Source organism: Arsukibacterium sp., assembly GCF_033721375.1.
GTDB lineage: Bacteria > Pseudomonadota > Gammaproteobacteria > Enterobacterales > Alteromonadaceae > Alishewanella.
The window spans coordinates 164,716-182,065 of record NZ_JAWWAP010000009.1 but is presented as its reverse complement, the minus strand read 5'-3'; the positions used below and the strand labels follow the sequence as shown (position 1 = coordinate 182,065).

The window sequence follows — 17,350 nt, the reverse complement described above, 5'->3', positions numbered from 1 at the left end:
ATTGCCTGCATGTGCTGGCCGGCGGTACTTTATAAGGTACGTTCAACCTGAATGGTTTCAAACACTTCGATCTGATCGCCTTCACGAACGTCGTTGTAGTTCTTCACACCAATACCACATTCAAAGCCATTTCTGACTTCGTTTACATCGTCTTTAAAGCGACGCAGTGATTCCAGTTCACCTTCAAAGATAACCACATTGTCACGCAGAACACGGATTGGCGCGTTGCGCTTAATCACACCTTCGGTCACCATACAGCCGGCAATTGCACCAAACTTCGGTGAACGGAAGACGTCACGGACCTGCGCCAGACCAATGATCTGCTGTTTAAACTCAGGCGCCAGCATACCGGTCATCGCGGCTCTGACTTCATCTAACAGCTCATAAATGATGCTGTAGTAACGTAAGTCCAGACCTTCATCTTCAATCATCTTACGGGCTGAGGCATCAGCACGGACGTTAAAGCCAATAATGATGGCTTGTGAAGCAGCAGCCAGCGTAACGTCAGTTTCAGTAATACCACCGACACCGCTACCGATGATTTTAATTTTCACTTCATCAGTAGACAGTTTAGCCAGTGATTCAGAAATTGCCTGTACCGAACCCTGAACGTCGCCTTTTAATACCAGGTTAAGTTCAGATACATCACCTTCTTCCATGTTGGCAAACATGTTTTCCAGCTTGGCTTTTTGCTGACGCGCCAGTTTAACATCACGGAATTTACCCTGACGATATAACGCAACTTCACGTGCTTTACGCTCATCTTTGACCACGGTAACTTCGTCACCAGCTTGTGGTACACCCGATAAACCCAGGATCTCTACCGGAATAGACGGCCCGGCAACTTTTATTTCACGACCATTTTCGTCGCGCATTGCCCGGACCCTGCCATACTCAAAGCCACACAGTACAATATCGCCCTGATTCAGCGTACCTTCCTGTACCAGGATAGACGCGACCGGACCGCGGCCTTTATCAAGCCGTGATTCGATAACGGCACCGCGGGCCAGGCCATTCTTAACGGCTTTTAATTCCAGCAGTTCAGCCTGGTTCAGGATAGCTTCCAGCAGGTCGTCAATACCCTGACCAGATTTAGCCGATACCTGAACGAACTGGGTATCGCCACCCCAATCTTCAGAAATAACGTCAAACTGCGACAGCTCGTTACGCACCCGATCAGGATCCGCTTCCGGCTTATCAATTTTGTTTACTGCCACCACCAGCGGCACGCCAGCTGCTTTCGCATGTTGGATTGCTTCTTTGGTTTGCGGCATAACGCCATCATCCGCAGCTACAACCAGAATAACGATGTCAGTTGCTTTAGCACCACGCGCCCGCATTGAGGTGAAAGCAGCATGACCAGGAGTATCCAGGAACGTCACCATACCGCGGTCAGTTTCTACATGATAAGCACCAATATGCTGGGTAATACCACCGGCTTCGCCAGCCGCAACCTTGGCTTTACGGATATAATCCAGTAATGAGGTTTTACCATGGTCAACGTGGCCCATCACAGTTACTACCGGCGCCCGCGGCTCAAGCTCACCTTCACCGGCACGATCAGACATTACCGCTTCTTCTAATTCGTTCTCTTTGGTCAGGGTAAATTTATGACCCATTTCCTCACAGACTATGGCTGCCGTTTCCTGATCAATCACCTGATTAATCGTCGCCATCGCGCCCATTTTCATCATGGTCTTGATAACTTCAGAGGCTTTAACCGCCATTTTAGACGCCAGCTCGGCGACAGTAATGGTTTCGCCGATTTTAACTTCCCGCTCTACCGGTTGGGCTGGTTTATTAAAACCATGCTGCATACTGGTTGGGGTTTTCTTTTTCTTGGTATGACGATTGGCACGATTAAAGGCTTCTTTATCGTTGCCGTCATCTTTCTTTTTACCTTTGGCTGGCGGGGCTTTTTTACCCACACCACGACGACCGGCGCGCTCTTCTTTGGCGTCCACTTCATCTTCAGCCTGTTTGGCAAATTCATTGCTGGTCAGGTGATAGTCATCTTTTTCAGTCGACTTGGCTTTTTCTTCCTGAGCCCAACGCTCACTGTTTTCTTCAGCCAGTTTACGGGCTGCTTCAGCCTGTTTTTTAGCTTCTTCTTCCAGCTTGCGCAACGCTTCGGCTTCCTGCTGCTGACGAATATGGTCAGCTTCACGCTTAGCTTCTTCTTTGGCAGCGCGACGGGCAGCTTCTTCAGGATCATCTTTTAACAACTGAGCCTGTTTAGCTTCCTCACGCTTTTTCGCTTCAGCAGCTTTGCGCTCAGCTTCTTCTTTGGCTTTGGCAGCTGCAATTTCACGTGCTTTTTGTTCTGCTTCCTGCTTAGCGCGGTTGGCTTCAGCGTTGGCTTTTTCTTCCGCTATACGAGCCTCTTCCTGCGCTTTTAATGTTGCTTCGTCTACAACCGGTTTCTTGATATAGGTTTTTTGCTTGCGCACTTCTACCTGAATTTCACGGTTGCGACCGGCACCGCCAGCTACGCTTAAGGTGGTTTTTTCTTTGCGCTTCAGGGTCAGCTTTGAAGGCTCTGACGATTTACCACCGTGCTGCTTACTTAAATGCAGCAGCAGGGTTTTTTTCTCATCTTCAGATACTTGCTGCCCTGCAGCTTTGGTAATACCTGCATCAGCAAATTGTTGTACTAACCGATCAACAGTTGTACCGACATCACTGGCCAGCTTCTCTATGGTGACTTCTGCCATTTGTGTTGTTACCTCCGTTGACTACTCAGTTACTTTCACTAAACCAAACAATATTACGCGCTGCCATAATCAGCTCAGCCGCTTTTTGTTCAGTTACATCTGCTATATCTAATAAATCGTCGACACCTAACTCAGCTAAATCATCCAGGGTAGTAACACCTTTGCTGGCAATAACATATGCAGTGTGGGTATCTAAACCATCCAGCGCCAACAGCGCTTCAGTTGGTTTGGCGTCTTCCAGCGATTCTTCACTGGCCAGCGCCCGGGTAGTCAGTACGGCTTTCGCCCGACCACGCAACTCTTCAACTATTTCTTCATCAAAACCGTCGATAGACAGCAATTCACTGATTGGCACATAGGCCACTTCTTCCAGGGTTGAGAAACCTTCCTCAACCAGTACGTCAGCGAAGTCTTCGTCAATTTCCAGCGCATCCATAAAGGCCTGACGGACTTTTTCTGTTTCTTCCTGATGCTTTTTCTTCATATCGGATACTGACATCACGTTCAGTTCCCAACCGGTTAACTGACTGGCTAACCGAACATTCTGACCATTGCGGCCTATCGCCATCGCCAGGTTGGAATCTTCTACCGCGATATCCATCGAATGAGCATCTTCATCAACAATAATGGAGGCAACTTCAGCAGGTGCCATAGCATTTATCACAAACTGGGCATCGTTATCATCGTACAACACGATATCAACCCGCTCACCAGCCAACTCGTTTGACACTCCTTGTACCCGCGAGCCGCGCATACCAACACAGGCGCCAACCGGGTCAATCCGGCGGTCATTACTTTTCACAGCAATTTTGGCCCGCGAACCCGGGTCACGCGCAGCACCGCGCAGCTCAATCATCTCTTCGCCAATTTCCGGCACTTCAATCCGGAACAATTCCAACAGCATTTCCGGCCGGGCACGGCTTAAAAACAGCTGAGCACCGCGCGCTTCTGGCTTTACATCAAATAACAAGGTACGAATCCGGTCGCCTGGGCGATAGGTTTCGCGCGGTAACATTTCTTCCCGCGGTAACATAGCTTCGGCATTGTTGCCCAAGTCAACGATGATACTGTCGCGGTTCACTTTTTTAACGATACCGGTTACCAGCTCACCAACCTGGTCAATATAGGCTTCAACAACCTGAGAGCGTTCAGCTTCACGTACTTTCTGAACGATAACCTGTTTGGCCATCTGAGTGGTGATCCGGTCAAACTCAATAGAGTCGATCTGCTCTTCGTAAAAATCACCTATCTGCACTTCTGGCGCGTCATATTGCGCTGCCGACAAGGTAATTTCACGGGTTGGATGTTCTTGCACCGCATCATCAGCCACAACTTCCCAACGCCGGAAAGTCTCATACGAACCGGTTTTACGGTCAATATTAACCCGTACTTCAATGTCGCCTTCATTTTTCTTTTTAGTGGCTGCAGCTAATGCAAATTCCAGTGCCTGGAAAATTTTCTCCCGCGGTACGGATTTCTCATTCGATACTGCATCGACAACCAATAATATTTCTTTTGCCATTGTATCTGCCTCGTTCTGACGCGACCCGAATACCTTAAAAAACCGGTACTACGTTTGCTTTGTCTATATTATCCATCAGCAAACGATAGGGTTTGCCATCGACTTCCATAACTAACATGTCAGCGTCAATCGCCTGCAACATGCCTTTGAATTTTCTTCTGTTATCTTGTGCTATTGTCAGCTTAACTTCAATTTGCTGGCCGACAGCACTTGTAAAATGTGCTTCGGTAAACAGCGGCCGGGCTAAACCAGGTGATGAAACCTCAAGGGTATATTCGGTAGGAATTGGATCTTCGACATCCAGCACGGCACTGACTTCACGGCTTACCAAAGCACAATTTTCAACGGTAATGCCATCGCTATGATCAATATACAGTCGCAACGTCGTATGCCTGCCAGCACGCAGCAGCTCAATGCCCCATAAATCAAAGCCGGCAGCGGTTACTGTCGGGCTCAACAACTCTGTCAGTTGTTGTTCTTGTTTAGTCAAAAAGACCTCCGAATACACCAATAAAAAATGGGCATAGCGCCCATTACTGCTTAAAACTGACACGCCAGATACGAAAACGCCCCGAACAAGCGGGGCGAAGTAACATCCAAACAACACCCATATCGCCAATGAAATGTTGTTTTAATTTGGTTGCGGGAGCTCTGAATATTTAAGAGCGAACCGACGACCTAAAATTTGGTTGCGGGAGCCGGATTTGCGACCTTCGCCCTGCGGTTATAAAGAGGAGCCCAAGGGCACTTTCTCAATATAACTGTTAACCTAAAGTTGGTTGCGGGAGCCGGATTTGAACCGACGACCTTCGGGTTATGAGCCCGACGAGCTACCAGACTGCTCCATCCCGCGTCCGTCTAATGGCGCATATTATATAGCGCCTTGCCTGTTACCGCAAGCCTTGCAACACAAAGCTGCGAATATAGTTGGTGCCGAGAGCGGGACTTGAACCCGCACGTCCGAAGACACTACCCCCTCAAGATAGCGTGTCTACCAATTTCACCACCTCGGCAGAAAAGAGAAGTTAGCCTACCGGAATGTCACTATTATCGTCTTTCTTAACCGGTGCTTCTTCCACAGCCGGTGCTGTTAAATCCCATTCATCAACGGGTGCGCTTTGTTTTGCTGTATAGTTACCTAAAACAATACTCAGCACAAAAAACAGGGTTGCCAGGATAGTGGTAGTTTTGGTTAAAAAGTTACCGGTACCCGATGAGCCAAACACCGTAGATGAAGCGCCTGCACCAAAAGCAGCACCCATATCGGCGCCTTTACCATGCTGAATCAATACCAGACCAATCAAGGCCATAGCCACCAATAAATAAACTACAATAATAATCTCGTACATGCTTAGTCCTTTGCACTCTGGCAAATTTGCATAAATTCTGAAGGTTTTAAGCTGGCACCGCCAACTAATGCACCATCAATATCAGCTTGAGCAAATAACGCGTTACAATTTGCCGCGTTAACGCTGCCACCATATAAAATTCTTACCTTCGCCGCGGCTTCAGCATCATACTGTGCCAACTGCTTGCGGATAAACGCATGCGTTGCCTGCGCTTGCTCCGGTGTCGCTGATTCACCCGTGCCTATGGCCCATACTGGCTCATAAGCGATCACTGAGTTTGCCAGTAATTCGGGGTGCGAAGCATACACCGCCGCCAATTGTTTCGCAATAACCTGCTCGGTATTTTCTTGCTGTCGCTCAGCTAAAGTTTCGCCAATACAAAGCACTGGGGTTAAAGCTGAGCTAACAGCCTGCTGCATTTTCAGACAAACCAGCTGATCTGTTTCGCCATAATACTGCCGACGCTCTGAGTGGCCGACCAGGACATAGCTCGCGCCGGTTTCGCTAATCAGCGAAGCACTGAGTTCCCCGGTATAAGCACCCTGCTCATGTTCACTTAAATTCTGGGCACCAAGCGCATAATGCCGACTGGCCGGAAAAAGGGGCAACAGGGTAGCCGGCGGACAAAGCAACACATCGACGTCCGGACTCAAGTATGTTAACTGCTGGACAACAGCCTCTACCAGTGCCCTGGAGCCGTTCATTTTCCAGTTGGCAGCGATCAGTTTTTTTGCAGACATAACATTTTTTTCCTGATTAAAACGTCGGAATACTAACCAAGCCAGCCACGAAGAACAAGCTCAAACAGGTTAGCAAGCGGCTGACTGCGGTTATTATGTGCAACCGCAGTCGCTTCAGCTTAACTTGCCAGCTTTACTGCCGCTGCAATTTGCTCGGCATACTCCCTAACCAGCACGGCATCTTCGCCTTCTACCATAACCCGGATCAGCGGTTCGGTGCCTGACTTACGGATCAGTACCCGGCCTTTGCCGGCCAGTAAGGTTTCCACTTCAGCAATTTTCTGTTTAACATGCTGCTTTTCCAGCGGTGCAGTGCCTTTTTCGAATTTAACGTTAACCAGCACTTGCGGTAGCTTTTGCATACCATCAGTTAACTGAGCCAGACTTTCGCCTGTTACCAGCATAGCATTTAATACCTGTAACGAGGCGATAATGCCGTCACCAGTACAGGCATGATCCAGATTAAGGATATGGCCTGAGTTTTCTCCGCCAATTCGCCAGTTTTTCTCGCGCAATAGCTCCATCACATAGCGATCCCCGACCGCACTGCGGGCAAACGGGATATCCAGTGCTGCCAGAGCAAGCTCCAGGCCGAGGTTACTCATCAGGGTGCCAACCACACCACCTTGCAGCATACTTTCCCGCTGAGCGTAGCGGGCGATGATGTAAACGATTTCATCACCATCCAGTACCCGCCCCTGCTGATCAACCATCATTACCCGGTCACCATCTCCGTCGTAGGCAATGCCTAAATCGGCCTGTTGCTCCAGCACGGTTTGCTGCAACAAATCGGTATGGGTTGCACCACATTTGTCGTTAATGTTGAAACCGTCAGGTTTGCAGCCAATTGCTACCACTTCTGCACCAAGCTCTTTAAAAACCGCTGGCGCAATATGGTAAGTCGCGCCATGGGCACAATCGATAACAATTTTCAGGCCTTTTAATGATAAATGGTTTTTTAAATGACTTTTACAAAACTCAATATAGCGACCCGCCGCATCGTCTATCCGCATAGCCCGGCCAAGCTTTTCTGATGGTTCGCACACCATAGGCTGTTCAAGTTCATGTTCAATAGCCAGCTCTACTTCATCGGGCAACTTAGTACCGTCAGCAGAGAAGAATTTAATGCCATTGTCATAATACGGATTATGCGAAGCACTGATAACAATACCGGCTTCGGCCCGGAACGTCCGGGTTAAATAGGCGACAGCAGGTGTTGGCATGGGCCCTAACAGCCTTACATCTACCCCGGCAGCTACCAGCCCGGCTTCCAGTGCAGTTTCCAGCAGGTAACCTGAAATCCGGGTGTCCTTGCCTATCAATACTTTTCTGGTACCGCGGGCCGATAACACACGACCAGCGGCCCAGCCCAGTTTCATTGCAAATTCCGGCGTTATCGGAAACTCACCGACCCGGCCACGCACGCCATCAGTTCCAAAATATTTTCTGCTCATTCTTCTACTCCGTAGCGCACTGCGGTTGCAACCCGCACTGCTTGTACTGTTTCCTTTACATCATGGACCCGAATTATCCGGACTCCCTGTAGTGCAGCAATTGTGGCACAGGCCAGACTGCCTGCCAAACGCTGATTTAATGGCACATTAAGCAACTGACCTATCATCGACTTGCGCGACATACCGGCCAATACCGGATAACCGAGTTTTACTAACGGCTCCAGTGCCGCCAGTAGCTGGTAGTTATGGCTGAGTGTTTTACCAAAGCCAAAGCCAGGGTCCAGCATAATCTGGTTTTTAGTAATACCGGCAAACTGACAATCCAATGCCCGTCGTTGCAAAAACTTTACTACCTCAGCAACTACATCGTCATATTGAGGCTGCAACTGCATGGTGCCGGGTGCGCCCTGCATATGCATCAGACAAACCGGCACGTTTAAATCAGCTGCGCATGTCAGTGCGCCTTCTCCCTGTAAGGCCTGGACGTCATTAATCATATCGGCTCCAGCCTTCACAGCCGCGGCCATAACTCCGGCTTTACTGGTGTCTACCGATATCACACAATCAAAATGTTGCCGGATTGCTTCAATCACTGGCACGACCCGGTCAAGTTCCTGTTGCAACGATACAGCAGTCGCCCCGGGGCGGGTCGATTCACCGCCAATATCCAGGATAGTTGCGCCATCAGCCAGCATCTGCTCAGCCTGACGCAAAGCTGTCTCTGGCAAAAGGTGCAAGCCGCCGTCAGAAAATGAGTCAGGCGTAATATTTAAAATACCCATAACCACCGGCCGGGATAAATCTAACTGGCGCTGGCGGGGAAGTTGTAGCTGCATATTCATTACCTCGAGAGAGATCCTCTGGTGTTCGGGGCACAAAAAAATAAACCCCGGATAACCGGGGTTTGGAGTATAACCAGAGTAAGCTAATCGTGCATGCTCTTAATGTACGTTTCCTTCAGAAGGCTTATCGGTGGCTACCGGACCTTCGCTTTCGGTTTTCGCTTTACCAGCACCATCATCGTCACTATTGCCTTTATCGCGCGGCTCCCAGTTTTCCGGTTGCCGCACATCACGCCGTGCCATCAAATCATCAATTTGTTTGGCGTCTATGGTTTCATACTTCATCAGCGCATCTTTCATCGCATGTAAAATATCCATATTTTCTTCAATCAGTTTCTTCGCGCGCACGTAATTGCGGTCGATAAACACCCTGATCTCAGCATCGATGGCCTTAACGGTATCTTCTGACATGTGCTTGTTTTTGCTGACAGAGCGGCCTAAAAACACTTCGCCATCTTCATCAGCATAGAGCAACGGCCCCAGTTTCTCTGAAAAGCCCCACTGCGTAACCATTTTACGGGCCAGATCGGTGGCACGTTCAATGTCGTTTGAAGCCCCGGTTGTCACAGATTCAAAGCCGTAAATAACTTCTTCTGCGATCCGTCCGCCAAACAAGGAGCTAATCATACTTTCCAGATGACGCTTGCTGTGGCTTACCCTGTCGCGTTCAGGCAGATACATTGTTACGCCTAATGCCCGGCCGCGAGGAATAATACTCACTTTGTAAACTGGATCATGATCCGGCACTAAGCGGCCAACAATAGCATGACCCGCTTCATGATAAGCGGTAGCCTCTTTTTCCTTTTCGGTCATCACCATAGAGCGGCGCTCGGCACCCATCATGATCTTATCTTTGGCTTTTTCAAACTCATCCATTGACACTACCCGGCAACTGCTGCGGGCAGCAAATAATGCAGCTTCGTTTACCAGATTGGCTAAGTCTGCACCCGAGAACCCAGGCGTCCCGCGGGCAATAACCGAGGCATCAACACCATCCGCCAGCGGTACTTTACGCATATGCACTTTTAAAATCTGTTCACGGCCTTTAACATCAGGCAAGCCTACCACAACCTGACGGTCAAAACGGCCCGGACGCAGTAATGCCGGGTCAAGTACGTCTGGCCGGTTAGTGGCAGCAATAACAATGATACCTTCATTGCCATCAAAACCGTCCATTTCTACCAGCATCTGATTCAGGGTTTGCTCACGCTCATCATGACCACCGCCTAAACCGGCACCACGCTGGCGACCTACCGCATCAATTTCATCGATAAAGATAATGCAGGGTGCCGCTTTTTTGGCTTGTTCAAACATGTCGCGAACCCGCGAAGCACCAACACCAACAAACATTTCAACGAAATCAGAACCGGAAATAGTGAAGAACGGTACTTTAGCTTCACCAGCAATGGCTTTTGCTAACAGGGTTTTACCGGTTCCCGGTGGCCCTACCATTAACACGCCTTTCGGAATTTTGCCGCCCAGCTTCTGAAAGCGTGAAGGGTCGCGCAAATAATCAACCAGTTCAGAGACTTCTTCTTTGGCTTCATCGCAACCTGCAACATCAGCAAAAGTGGTTTTAATCTGGTCTTCGCCCATCAGCCGCGCTTTGCTTTTGCCAAACGACATGGCACCTTTACCACCGCCGCCCTGCATCTGGCGCATAAAGAAAATCCAGACGCCGATCAATAACAGCATCGGGAACCATGAAATAAAGATCGTGGCCAGCCAGCTGCTTTCTTCTGGTTTTGCGCCAATTACCCGTACTTCATTGGCGAGTAAGTCGTCCATCAGTTTAGGATCGTTAACCGGTAACACGGTTTCAAAACGCTCACCACTGCTGCGTAAGCCGGTAATAACACCACTGCGCTCAATCTTGACCTCGCGGATCTGGCCCTGATTAACGTCTTTAATAAACTGGGTGTAGCTGGTTTGCCTGTCCGTATTTTCACTCGGGCCGAAGCTGTTGAATACTGACATCAGTACAACAGCGATAACCAACCAGACAATCAGATTTTTTGCCATGTCGCTCAAGGTTATAACCTCATTTTTCGCTTAATAAAAAGTTACCGGCTACTGTACTAAACTTTGAAGCCGGTCGCCACGATATATGTTTCCCGTGATCTGGCGCGGGATGAATCGGGCTTACGTATTTTTACGGTGGTGAACAAGGCTCTGATATCCTTTAAAAAGTTTTCAAAACCGTCCCCCTGAAACACTTTGACCACAAAACTGCCATTTTGCTTCAATACTTTTTGACACATATCTAATGCCAGTTCTACCAGATACATGGAACGAGCCTGATCAGTGGTATCATTGCCACTCATATTCGGCGCCATGTCAGATAATACCACATCTACGGTTTTACCACCGATCCGGCTCAGTAAGGCTTCTAAAACTGCCTCCTCCCGAAAATCACCCTGTAAAAAAGCTACACCGGCTAACGGGTCCATTGGCAGAATATCACAGGCAATCACTGTACCCGATGTGCCTACCACGCCAACGACGTACTGCGACCAGCTGCCGGGCGCCGAGCCCAAATCGACCACGGTCATGCCGGGTTTCATCAGCTTGTCCTGCTGCTGGATCTCTTCTAACTTGAAAGAGGCGCGGGAACGTAACCCCAGTTTCTGTGCTTTTTGCACAAAGTGATCATCAAAATGCTCTTTCAACCAGCGGGTTGAACTGGCAGAGCGCTTTTTCTTGGTCATGGTACCACTCTTAAATAGTGTTATGCCTGAGATGGCGCTACAATAGGCAAAATTCAAGCTTGAATCCGGATATTCTACCTATATGAGTTTAACCAATAAACAAAAACAATTTTTAAAAGCCAAAGCCCATGAGCTAAAACCCGTTATTTTACTGGGTGGCAATGGCCTGACCGAAGGTGTAATCGCTGAAATTGAAGTAGCGCTGAACTTTCATGAACTAATTAAAATAAAAGTGCCGACTGAAGATCGCGAGCAGAAAGTGTTTATTATGGATGCGATCATCCGGGAAACTAAAGCCGAAAAAGTACAGGTAATCGGCAAAACACTGGTGTTGTACCGCCAGAGTGAAGCAAAGAAAATTCAGTTACCCCGCGGCTGATCACTCAGCTAAAAAGCCAGCTGCCTGCAATGACTGACGGGCAGCTGTTTCATCCGTTGCCACCTGGCTTACCAGATTATCCGGTTTGACCGCATCAGTTGCTTTTAAAAACTGCCACATCACTACCGCATTATCGGCATATATCGTTTCAACATGGCGCAAATTATGTTCGAAACACCAACGGGTGTTATCGTTTAACACGCTAAATACCTCAGCAGGGCTTAGTTGCCAGTGCCGGATATCCAGCACTATAGCCCAGGGCTCAGCTAATATCGGTTGCACCAGTTGCCGCAGCTCTGTGATGTAGTCATGAGCGGTGCGGTTGTTCCAGATACCATCAGCCCGCACCCACAACACCCTTTGTTCCAGATTCAGACTAAATGCTTTTTTATTTTTCATTGGTCACTCCGGTCTACTTCCGGTTACTCTACCCTATACGCCAGAGATCAAAACTCTGACCTGTGTTTAAATTGTAAAAATTTATTAATAGATAGCGTAAAGCAAGCTGACAGTAGTAAATAACCAGATGGATACAGCTGAAAACCATTGAAAACAAAATGCAATTAAGAGACTACCAGCAACAGGCTGTTGCTGCCGCTATCGGCCATTTTAAGCAAAGTACACAGTCTGCGGTAATGGTACTGCCTACCGGTGCCGGCAAAAGCCTGGTACTGGCTGAACTGGCCAGAGTGGCCAGAGGCCGGGTGCTTATTCTGACCCATGTGAAAGAGCTGGTGGCCCAGAATGCCGAAAAAGTCGGCTTACTGACCACTGCCGGCAGCATCTTCGCTGCAGGACTGAAGCAAAAAGACAGCGCAGCGAAAACGGTTATTGCCAGCGTCCAATCTGCCGCCCGTAATCTGGCACAGTTCAGCCAGGCTTTTTCGCTGCTGATAATTGATGAATGTCATCGGGTGAGCCTGACTGAGGGTAGTCAGTATCAGCAGCTGTTTAGTCATTTGCGCCAGCAGAACCCGCAACTTAAAGTACTTGGCCTGACAGCCACGCCTTATCGCCTTGGCACCGGTTGGATTTATCAGAGCCATTACCATGGCCGGGTGGGCTCAACCGAACACGCCCCTTTCGAGCGCTGTATATTCGAACTGCCACTACGGCCGCTGATCAGTAAAGGCTATTTAGCCAAACCGGTATTACTGGATGGTTTATCCGCGCAATATGATTTTAGCAGCTTGCAGCCGCTAAGTGGCATGGATTACAGCGAACAGCAAATAGAGTCGGTATTGGGGAAAATGGGCCGGGCAACCAAACTGATTACCGGCCAGTTGTGTCAGCTGGCGGCCGGTAAGCAAGGCATCATTATTTTTGCCGCCACCGTACGCCATGCCGAAGAAATTCTTGGCCTGCTTAAGACGGAGGGTCAGCAGGCGGCACTGCTTACTGCTACAACCAGTCATAAAGAACGTGATCAGCTTATCACCGCTTTTAAAGCAAAACAGCTGAAGTTTCTGGTTAATGTTGCCGTACTGACCACAGGGTTTGATGCCCCCCATGTTGATTTAATTGCAATTATGCGACCGACGGCATCGGTCAGCTTATTTCAGCAAATGGTTGGCCGTGGTTTGCGCAGTGCGCCGGATAAAACCCAGTGTCTGATTATTGATTATGCCGCCAATGGTTATGATTTATTCTACCCGGAAGTGGGCAGCCCGCGGCCAAGCAGTAAATCAGTACCGGTACAGGTACCCTGCCCTGAATGCGGCTTCGCCAATACATTTTGGGGCCTGGTTGATAACGATGGCGATATTATTGAGCACTATGGCCGGCGTTGTCAGGGCTTACTTGAGCACACTGCCAGCACTGCGCCGGAACAGTGTCACTACCGGTTTCGGGCCCGGATCTGTCCGGACTGTGGCGGTGAAAATGACATTGCTGCCAGGGCCTGTCAGCACTGCCAGTCGCAACTTATCGATCCGGATAAACGCTTGAAAGAAGTATTAAACAAGCAGCATCATCATTTGTTTCGTTGTCAGCAAATGTTCCTCAGTGAGCAGCAAGGCGTGCTGCAGGTGCAGTATCTGGACAATGACGGCAACCCGTTTTACCGCCATTTTAAACTGGATACCGCAGCTCAGCGCCGGGCGCTATATGCGCTATTTGTGCACCCGCACAGCCGCACGCCTGGCCTTAAACCAAAAAACTACCAAACTGCCAGCGAGCTGGTCGCCGATCAGCATAAATTCAGGATGCCGCAACTTATTCTGTTAAAAAAACAGGCTAAAGGCTGGCAGCAGCTGGATATCTTTTTTGACTACCGTGGCCGCTATCAAAATCAGCAGGATTTTATGCCGCCCGCAGGCTAACCCAGCATCGCAACAAACTCGGTGCCGGGTAAGGGCCTCGCAAAGTAATACCCCTGCGCCCGCTGACAGCCAAGTTGCCGCAGCAGTTGATGCTGTTCTGTTGTTTCAACGCCTTCTACCACCAGACTAAGCTGCAAATCAGTGGCCAGCATTCTGAGATTACGAACAATACATTGTGCCCGCTGATTGGTGGTAATATCGCTAATCAGCGATCGATCAATTTTGACCGTATTCAGCGGCATGTCTTTCAGATAGCTCAGACTGGAGTAACCGGTGCCAAAATCATCCAGTGCTATTCTTAACCCGGATTGCTGCAAGCTGCGCAGTAATTTTATCGCCTCCATTTCGTTGTCGATAAACGCACTTTCGGTCACTTCCATTTCCAGCTGATGGCCTTTAATTCCCCAGTTCGCCAGGCAGTTGCTCAGCCAGTCTGCAAAATCATGCTCATTAAGTTGTTTGGCTGAAATATTAAACGACAGTAACGGAAAACAAATATTCTGTTGCAGATAACGATGCATTATCCGGCACACTTCAGCCACAACCCAGCGATCGAGGGAAATAATCAGCCGGCTTTCCTCTGCAATACTGATCAATTCAGACGGACTCACCCATCCCTCGCCAGGCAGCTGCCAGCGGATCAGCGCTTCTGCACCACAAATAGTACCGGTTTCCATTAATACTTTGGGCTGAAAATATAGCTGTAATTGATCCGGGGTATGTTGCAGTTGCTCAGTCAGCTTATGTTTAAGCATATGACGGCGGATATTAGCCTGACCTTGTCTGGTGTTGAACATGCACCAGCAATTTGCCCCCTGCTTTTTCGCCTCCAGCATTGCGCTTTCTGCGGCATATAGCAATTGTTCTTCCTGATCGCCATCTGCCGGATAACAGGAAACACCCACTGCCGGCGCAACCGTCACTTGATGATTTCCCAGACACACCGGCTGCGCCAACCGTTGCACCAGCATATCGAAATAACTGGCTTTTGCCGGATATACTGCTGGTTTAAGAATAATGTAGTCATCTGCATACAATCGGATAAGGGTATCTTTGCCACTTGTCCATTGTTGCAACCGCTGTGCCTGTTGTTGGATCAACATATCGCCACTGGCTAAACCAAATTGCTGATTGACGCTGGCCAGCTGGCCACCATCTATCCAGATAACATATAAGTGAAAACAATTATCACGGCTTTGTGCCAGTTGTTGCGAGAACCGACTGACCAGCATATCCCGGTTACCCAGCCCTGTCAGCCGGTCAAGCGTGGTCAGCGCGTGATGATGCCCTGCTTCTGCAGTTTGCAGCGTTAAATCACGGATCAAGGCAATATAATGGCTGACAGCTTGCTGACGGTCATAAATTGCCCGGATTTTCAGACTCTGTTGATATACTGAGCAATCCTTACGCCGGTTCCAGACAATACCCTGCCACCGCCCCTTGTGCTGAATGTTGTACCATAATTGCTGGTAAAACTCCGGAGGATGATGGTCAGAGCGCAAAATTGCGGTTTTCTTGCCACTGACCTCATCTGCGCTAAACCCTGTTATCTGACTGAAACTGGCATTGACCGCTAAGATGTGGCCCTGATGGTCGGTCAGCATCACCCCTTCGCCGCTTTCATGCAGCAAGTAATCAGATAATTGCTGCAGATAGAAAACATGCGGATCGTCAGGAGTAACATTTTCACTTCTATCAGTTTGCATTCAGGACAGCCTTATCCTGTTCAGAGAGAAAATGCCGGGCAAGTACTCCCAAACCTTCAACCTGGCTGCTAAGTTGGATACTGAATTTCTCGGCACTCTGGGCGGCGGCGGCTGAATCGGAGGCAAGACCGGAAATGGCTGTCGAAGCATATTGCAGGCTGTCACAACAGCCGAGTTGCTGCTGACAAGACGCGCTAACCTGCTGCAACTGCTGGCGGATACGAGTTACTGCAGCAGAGATCTGGGCGATAGCCGCTGACGCCTCGGCAGCAGCCTGCAGCGTAACCCCAAGCGTTTCCCTTGCTGTTGTCATCGCCTGGGCAGAATCCCGCACGCCGGCATGTAACCCGGAAATGATCTGACTGATTTCTTCAGTAGACTGAGCAGTGCGGGCTGCCAGTGCCCGCACTTCGTCAGCAACCACAGCAAAACCCCGGCCCTGCTCGCCTGCTCTGGCCGCTTCGATTGCCGCATTCAATGCCAGCAAATTCGTTTGTCCCGCCACGTCGCGGATCACTGTCACCACATTGATGATATTGTCACTTTGCACGTTTACATTAGTAAACTGCTCGCCTAAGCCGGCGATCTGCTTGTCCAGTTGCTGGGTAAATGCCAGTAGTTGCTGCAGCTGTATAGCGCCTTGCTCTGCCGCTAATGCGGTTTCATCAGTTAGTTTAGCGCTATCAGCGACGACTTCTGAAACCTGGTGCTGACTATCGATCATCCCTGCAATCTCAACCACCAGCGCCTCTACCGATTGATACTGATTCTGACTTTGCCGGACCGAACCGGCAATATGGCTGCTGGTCTGCTGCCTGATTTGGCCCAGACTCTCAGTTACAGCGACCAATCTGGCCATCAGTGCGCGGATTTCCTGGCGCTGCGTCGACAATGCAAATGCTATCTGCCCGGCATTATCGGTACGGCCAGTATAAATAAACGTCATCGGCAGGTTGCTGCTGCTTTTCAGTGCTATTTGCTGTAATCGCTTCAGTTTGGCCGACTGTAGTGCAAATAAGCCGCCACCCAGTGCTGTCATAATCAGCGGCAAACTGAACTGCCAGTAGCCAAAGCTCAAGAGCAATCCACTTAACAGTAATGTCAGACTGCCAAGCGCGACTGCTAATTTACTAACCAGGCTGGCAGGTTTAAGATAGCGTGTCGGTAAGTCACCCTCGCGCCATTGGCGGTACAGGGCTTCTGCCCGGGTTTTATGCTCAGGCTGTAACAACGTTCTTATTGACTGAATTTCAACCAACTCACCGTTTTGAAACACCGGTGTCACATAAGCATCAACCCAATAATGATCGCCATTTTTACAGCGGTTTTTAACGGCACCGCGCCAGGAGCTTCCCTGTTTAACCGTTTGCCATAAATCTTTAAACGCTGCTGCAGGCATGTCTGGGTGGCGGATAATATTGTGATTTTTACCAATCAGCTCGTCGGCGCTATAACCCGATATCGCTTCAAATTCGGCATTAACGGCCGTAATCACACCCCGTGGATCCGTGGTGGTTATCAAATAAGCATTTTTTCCGGGTAGCAGTTCACGCCCCGTTACCGCTGTATTTCGTCGCATATCGTCCCTGCCTGTGCTGTGTGCTCTGTTTTAATT

At 49.3% G+C, this 17,350-nt stretch carries 14 protein-coding genes and 2 tRNA genes; 2 read left to right on the top strand and 14 right to left on the bottom strand.

Annotation, left to right across the window (positions count from 1 at the left end):
* Positions 1 to 29 precede the first annotated feature (29 nt).
* From infB to rlmE, 11 genes are all read right to left on the bottom strand, one after another.
* Complete coding sequence (gene infB, locus R3187_RS15245; protein WP_318967914.1) at positions 30 to 2,714, bottom strand: translation initiation factor IF-2; 2,685 nt, start codon at positions 2,712 to 2,714, stop codon at positions 30 to 32.
* A gap of 25 nt (positions 2,715 to 2,739) precedes the next feature.
* Positions 2,740 to 4,236, bottom strand: a complete 1,497-nt coding sequence (nusA, locus tag R3187_RS15240; RefSeq protein WP_318967913.1) for a transcription termination factor NusA — start codon at positions 4,234 to 4,236, stop codon at positions 2,740 to 2,742.
* A 34-nt stretch (positions 4,237 to 4,270) separates the two neighbouring features.
* Positions 4,271 to 4,726, bottom strand: coding sequence for a ribosome maturation factor RimP (rimP, locus tag R3187_RS15235; RefSeq protein ID WP_318967912.1), 456 nt, complete (start codon positions 4,724 to 4,726; stop codon positions 4,271 to 4,273).
* 286 nt (positions 4,727 to 5,012) lie between these two features.
* A tRNA-Met gene (locus tag R3187_RS15230) sits at positions 5,013 to 5,089 on the bottom strand.
* Between the two features lie 75 nt (positions 5,090 to 5,164).
* Positions 5,165 to 5,249, bottom strand: a tRNA-Leu gene (locus R3187_RS15225).
* Between the two features lie 12 nt (positions 5,250 to 5,261).
* The gene (gene secG, locus R3187_RS15220) at positions 5,262 to 5,585 is read right to left on the bottom strand and encodes a preprotein translocase subunit SecG (protein WP_318967911.1); all 324 of its coding nucleotides are present in this window, start codon (positions 5,583 to 5,585) and stop codon (positions 5,262 to 5,264) included.
* A gap of 2 nt (positions 5,586 to 5,587) precedes the next feature.
* On the bottom strand, positions 5,588 to 6,325 hold the full coding sequence (tpiA, locus tag R3187_RS15215) for a triose-phosphate isomerase (protein ID WP_318967910.1): 738 nt from the start codon (positions 6,323 to 6,325) through the stop codon (positions 5,588 to 5,590).
* 119 nt (positions 6,326 to 6,444) lie between these two features.
* Positions 6,445 to 7,779, bottom strand: coding sequence for a phosphoglucosamine mutase (glmM, locus tag R3187_RS15210; protein WP_318967909.1), 1,335 nt, complete (start codon positions 7,777 to 7,779; stop codon positions 6,445 to 6,447).
* Positions 7,776 to 8,615 carry a dihydropteroate synthase gene (gene folP, locus R3187_RS15205; RefSeq protein WP_318967908.1) on the bottom strand — a complete coding sequence of 280 codons (840 nt, stop codon included), beginning with the start codon at positions 8,613 to 8,615 and terminating at the stop codon, positions 7,776 to 7,778. Before folP ends, glmM begins: the two co-directional genes overlap by 4 nt.
* A 105-nt stretch (positions 8,616 to 8,720) precedes the next feature.
* Entirely contained in the window at positions 8,721 to 10,643 is a 1,923-nt protein-coding gene (gene ftsH / locus R3187_RS15200; protein WP_318967907.1) for an ATP-dependent zinc metalloprotease FtsH, read from the bottom strand.
* A gap of 56 nt (positions 10,644 to 10,699) precedes the next feature.
* Positions 10,700 to 11,329 carry a 23S rRNA (uridine(2552)-2'-O)-methyltransferase RlmE gene (gene rlmE / locus R3187_RS15195; protein WP_318967906.1) on the bottom strand — a complete coding sequence of 210 codons (630 nt, stop codon included), beginning with the start codon at positions 11,327 to 11,329 and terminating at the stop codon, positions 10,700 to 10,702.
* A gap of 82 nt (positions 11,330 to 11,411) precedes the next feature.
* Here rlmE and yhbY point away from each other — a divergent pair, with 82 nt between their 5' ends.
* Positions 11,412 to 11,708 carry a ribosome assembly RNA-binding protein YhbY gene (gene yhbY, locus R3187_RS15190; protein ID WP_318967905.1) on the top strand — a complete coding sequence of 99 codons (297 nt, stop codon included), beginning with the start codon at positions 11,412 to 11,414 and terminating at the stop codon, positions 11,706 to 11,708.
* On the opposite strand, the gene R3187_RS15185 is transcribed toward yhbY, so the two are convergent.
* Complete coding sequence (locus R3187_RS15185) at positions 11,709 to 12,107, bottom strand: hypothetical protein (RefSeq protein ID WP_318967904.1); 399 nt, start codon at positions 12,105 to 12,107, stop codon at positions 11,709 to 11,711.
* 158 nt (positions 12,108 to 12,265) lie between these two features.
* Between R3187_RS15185 and R3187_RS15180 the strand changes: the two genes are divergently transcribed.
* Positions 12,266 to 14,029 carry a DEAD/DEAH box helicase gene (locus tag R3187_RS15180; protein WP_318967903.1) on the top strand — a complete coding sequence of 588 codons (1,764 nt, stop codon included), beginning with the start codon at positions 12,266 to 12,268 and terminating at the stop codon, positions 14,027 to 14,029.
* On the opposite strand, the gene R3187_RS15175 is transcribed toward R3187_RS15180, so the two are convergent.
* On the bottom strand, positions 14,026 to 15,735 hold the full coding sequence (locus R3187_RS15175) for a putative bifunctional diguanylate cyclase/phosphodiesterase (protein ID WP_318967902.1): 1,710 nt from the start codon (positions 15,733 to 15,735) through the stop codon (positions 14,026 to 14,028). The two genes, R3187_RS15180 and R3187_RS15175, sit on opposite strands and share 4 nt — an antisense overlap.
* A complete protein-coding gene (locus tag R3187_RS15170; RefSeq protein WP_318967901.1) occupies positions 15,725 to 17,314 on the bottom strand; it encodes a methyl-accepting chemotaxis protein in 1,590 nt (529 codons plus the stop codon). Before R3187_RS15170 ends, R3187_RS15175 begins: the two co-directional genes overlap by 11 nt.
* Positions 17,315 to 17,350: the final 36 nt, after the last annotated feature.

What these genes read in the sequence shown, in the direction of transcription:
- infB (WP_318967914.1), bottom strand. Translation starts at nt 2,714, where the DNA reads ATGGCAGAAGTCACCATAGAGAAGCTGGCCAGTGATGTCGGTACAACT.
- nusA (WP_318967913.1), bottom strand. Translation starts at nt 4,236, where the DNA reads ATGGCAAAAGAAATATTATTGGTTGTCGATGCAGTATCGAATGAGAAA.
- secG (WP_318967911.1), bottom strand. Translation starts at nt 5,585, where the DNA reads ATGTACGAGATTATTATTGTAGTTTATTTATTGGTGGCTATGGCCTTG.
- tpiA (WP_318967910.1), bottom strand. Translation starts at nt 6,325, where the DNA reads ATGTCTGCAAAAAAACTGATCGCTGCCAACTGGAAAATGAACGGCTCC.
- glmM (WP_318967909.1), bottom strand. Translation starts at nt 7,779, where the DNA reads ATGAGCAGAAAATATTTTGGAACTGATGGCGTGCGTGGCCGGGTCGGT.
- folP (WP_318967908.1), bottom strand. Translation starts at nt 8,615, where the DNA reads ATGCAGCTACAACTTCCCCGCCAGCGCCAGTTAGATTTATCCCGGCCG.
- ftsH (WP_318967907.1), bottom strand. Translation starts at nt 10,643, where the DNA reads ATGGCAAAAAATCTGATTGTCTGGTTGGTTATCGCTGTTGTACTGATG.
- rlmE (WP_318967906.1), bottom strand. Translation starts at nt 11,329, where the DNA reads ATGACCAAGAAAAAGCGCTCTGCCAGTTCAACCCGCTGGTTGAAAGAG.
- yhbY (WP_318967905.1), top strand. Translation starts at nt 11,412, where the DNA reads ATGAGTTTAACCAATAAACAAAAACAATTTTTAAAAGCCAAAGCCCAT.
- R3187_RS15185 (WP_318967904.1), bottom strand. Translation starts at nt 12,107, where the DNA reads ATGAAAAATAAAAAAGCATTTAGTCTGAATCTGGAACAAAGGGTGTTG.
- R3187_RS15180 (WP_318967903.1), top strand. Translation starts at nt 12,266, where the DNA reads ATGCAATTAAGAGACTACCAGCAACAGGCTGTTGCTGCCGCTATCGGC.
- R3187_RS15175 (WP_318967902.1), bottom strand. Translation starts at nt 15,735, where the DNA reads ATGCAAACTGATAGAAGTGAAAATGTTACTCCTGACGATCCGCATGTT.
- R3187_RS15170 (WP_318967901.1), bottom strand. Translation starts at nt 17,314, where the DNA reads ATGCGACGAAATACAGCGGTAACGGGGCGTGAACTGCTACCCGGAAAA.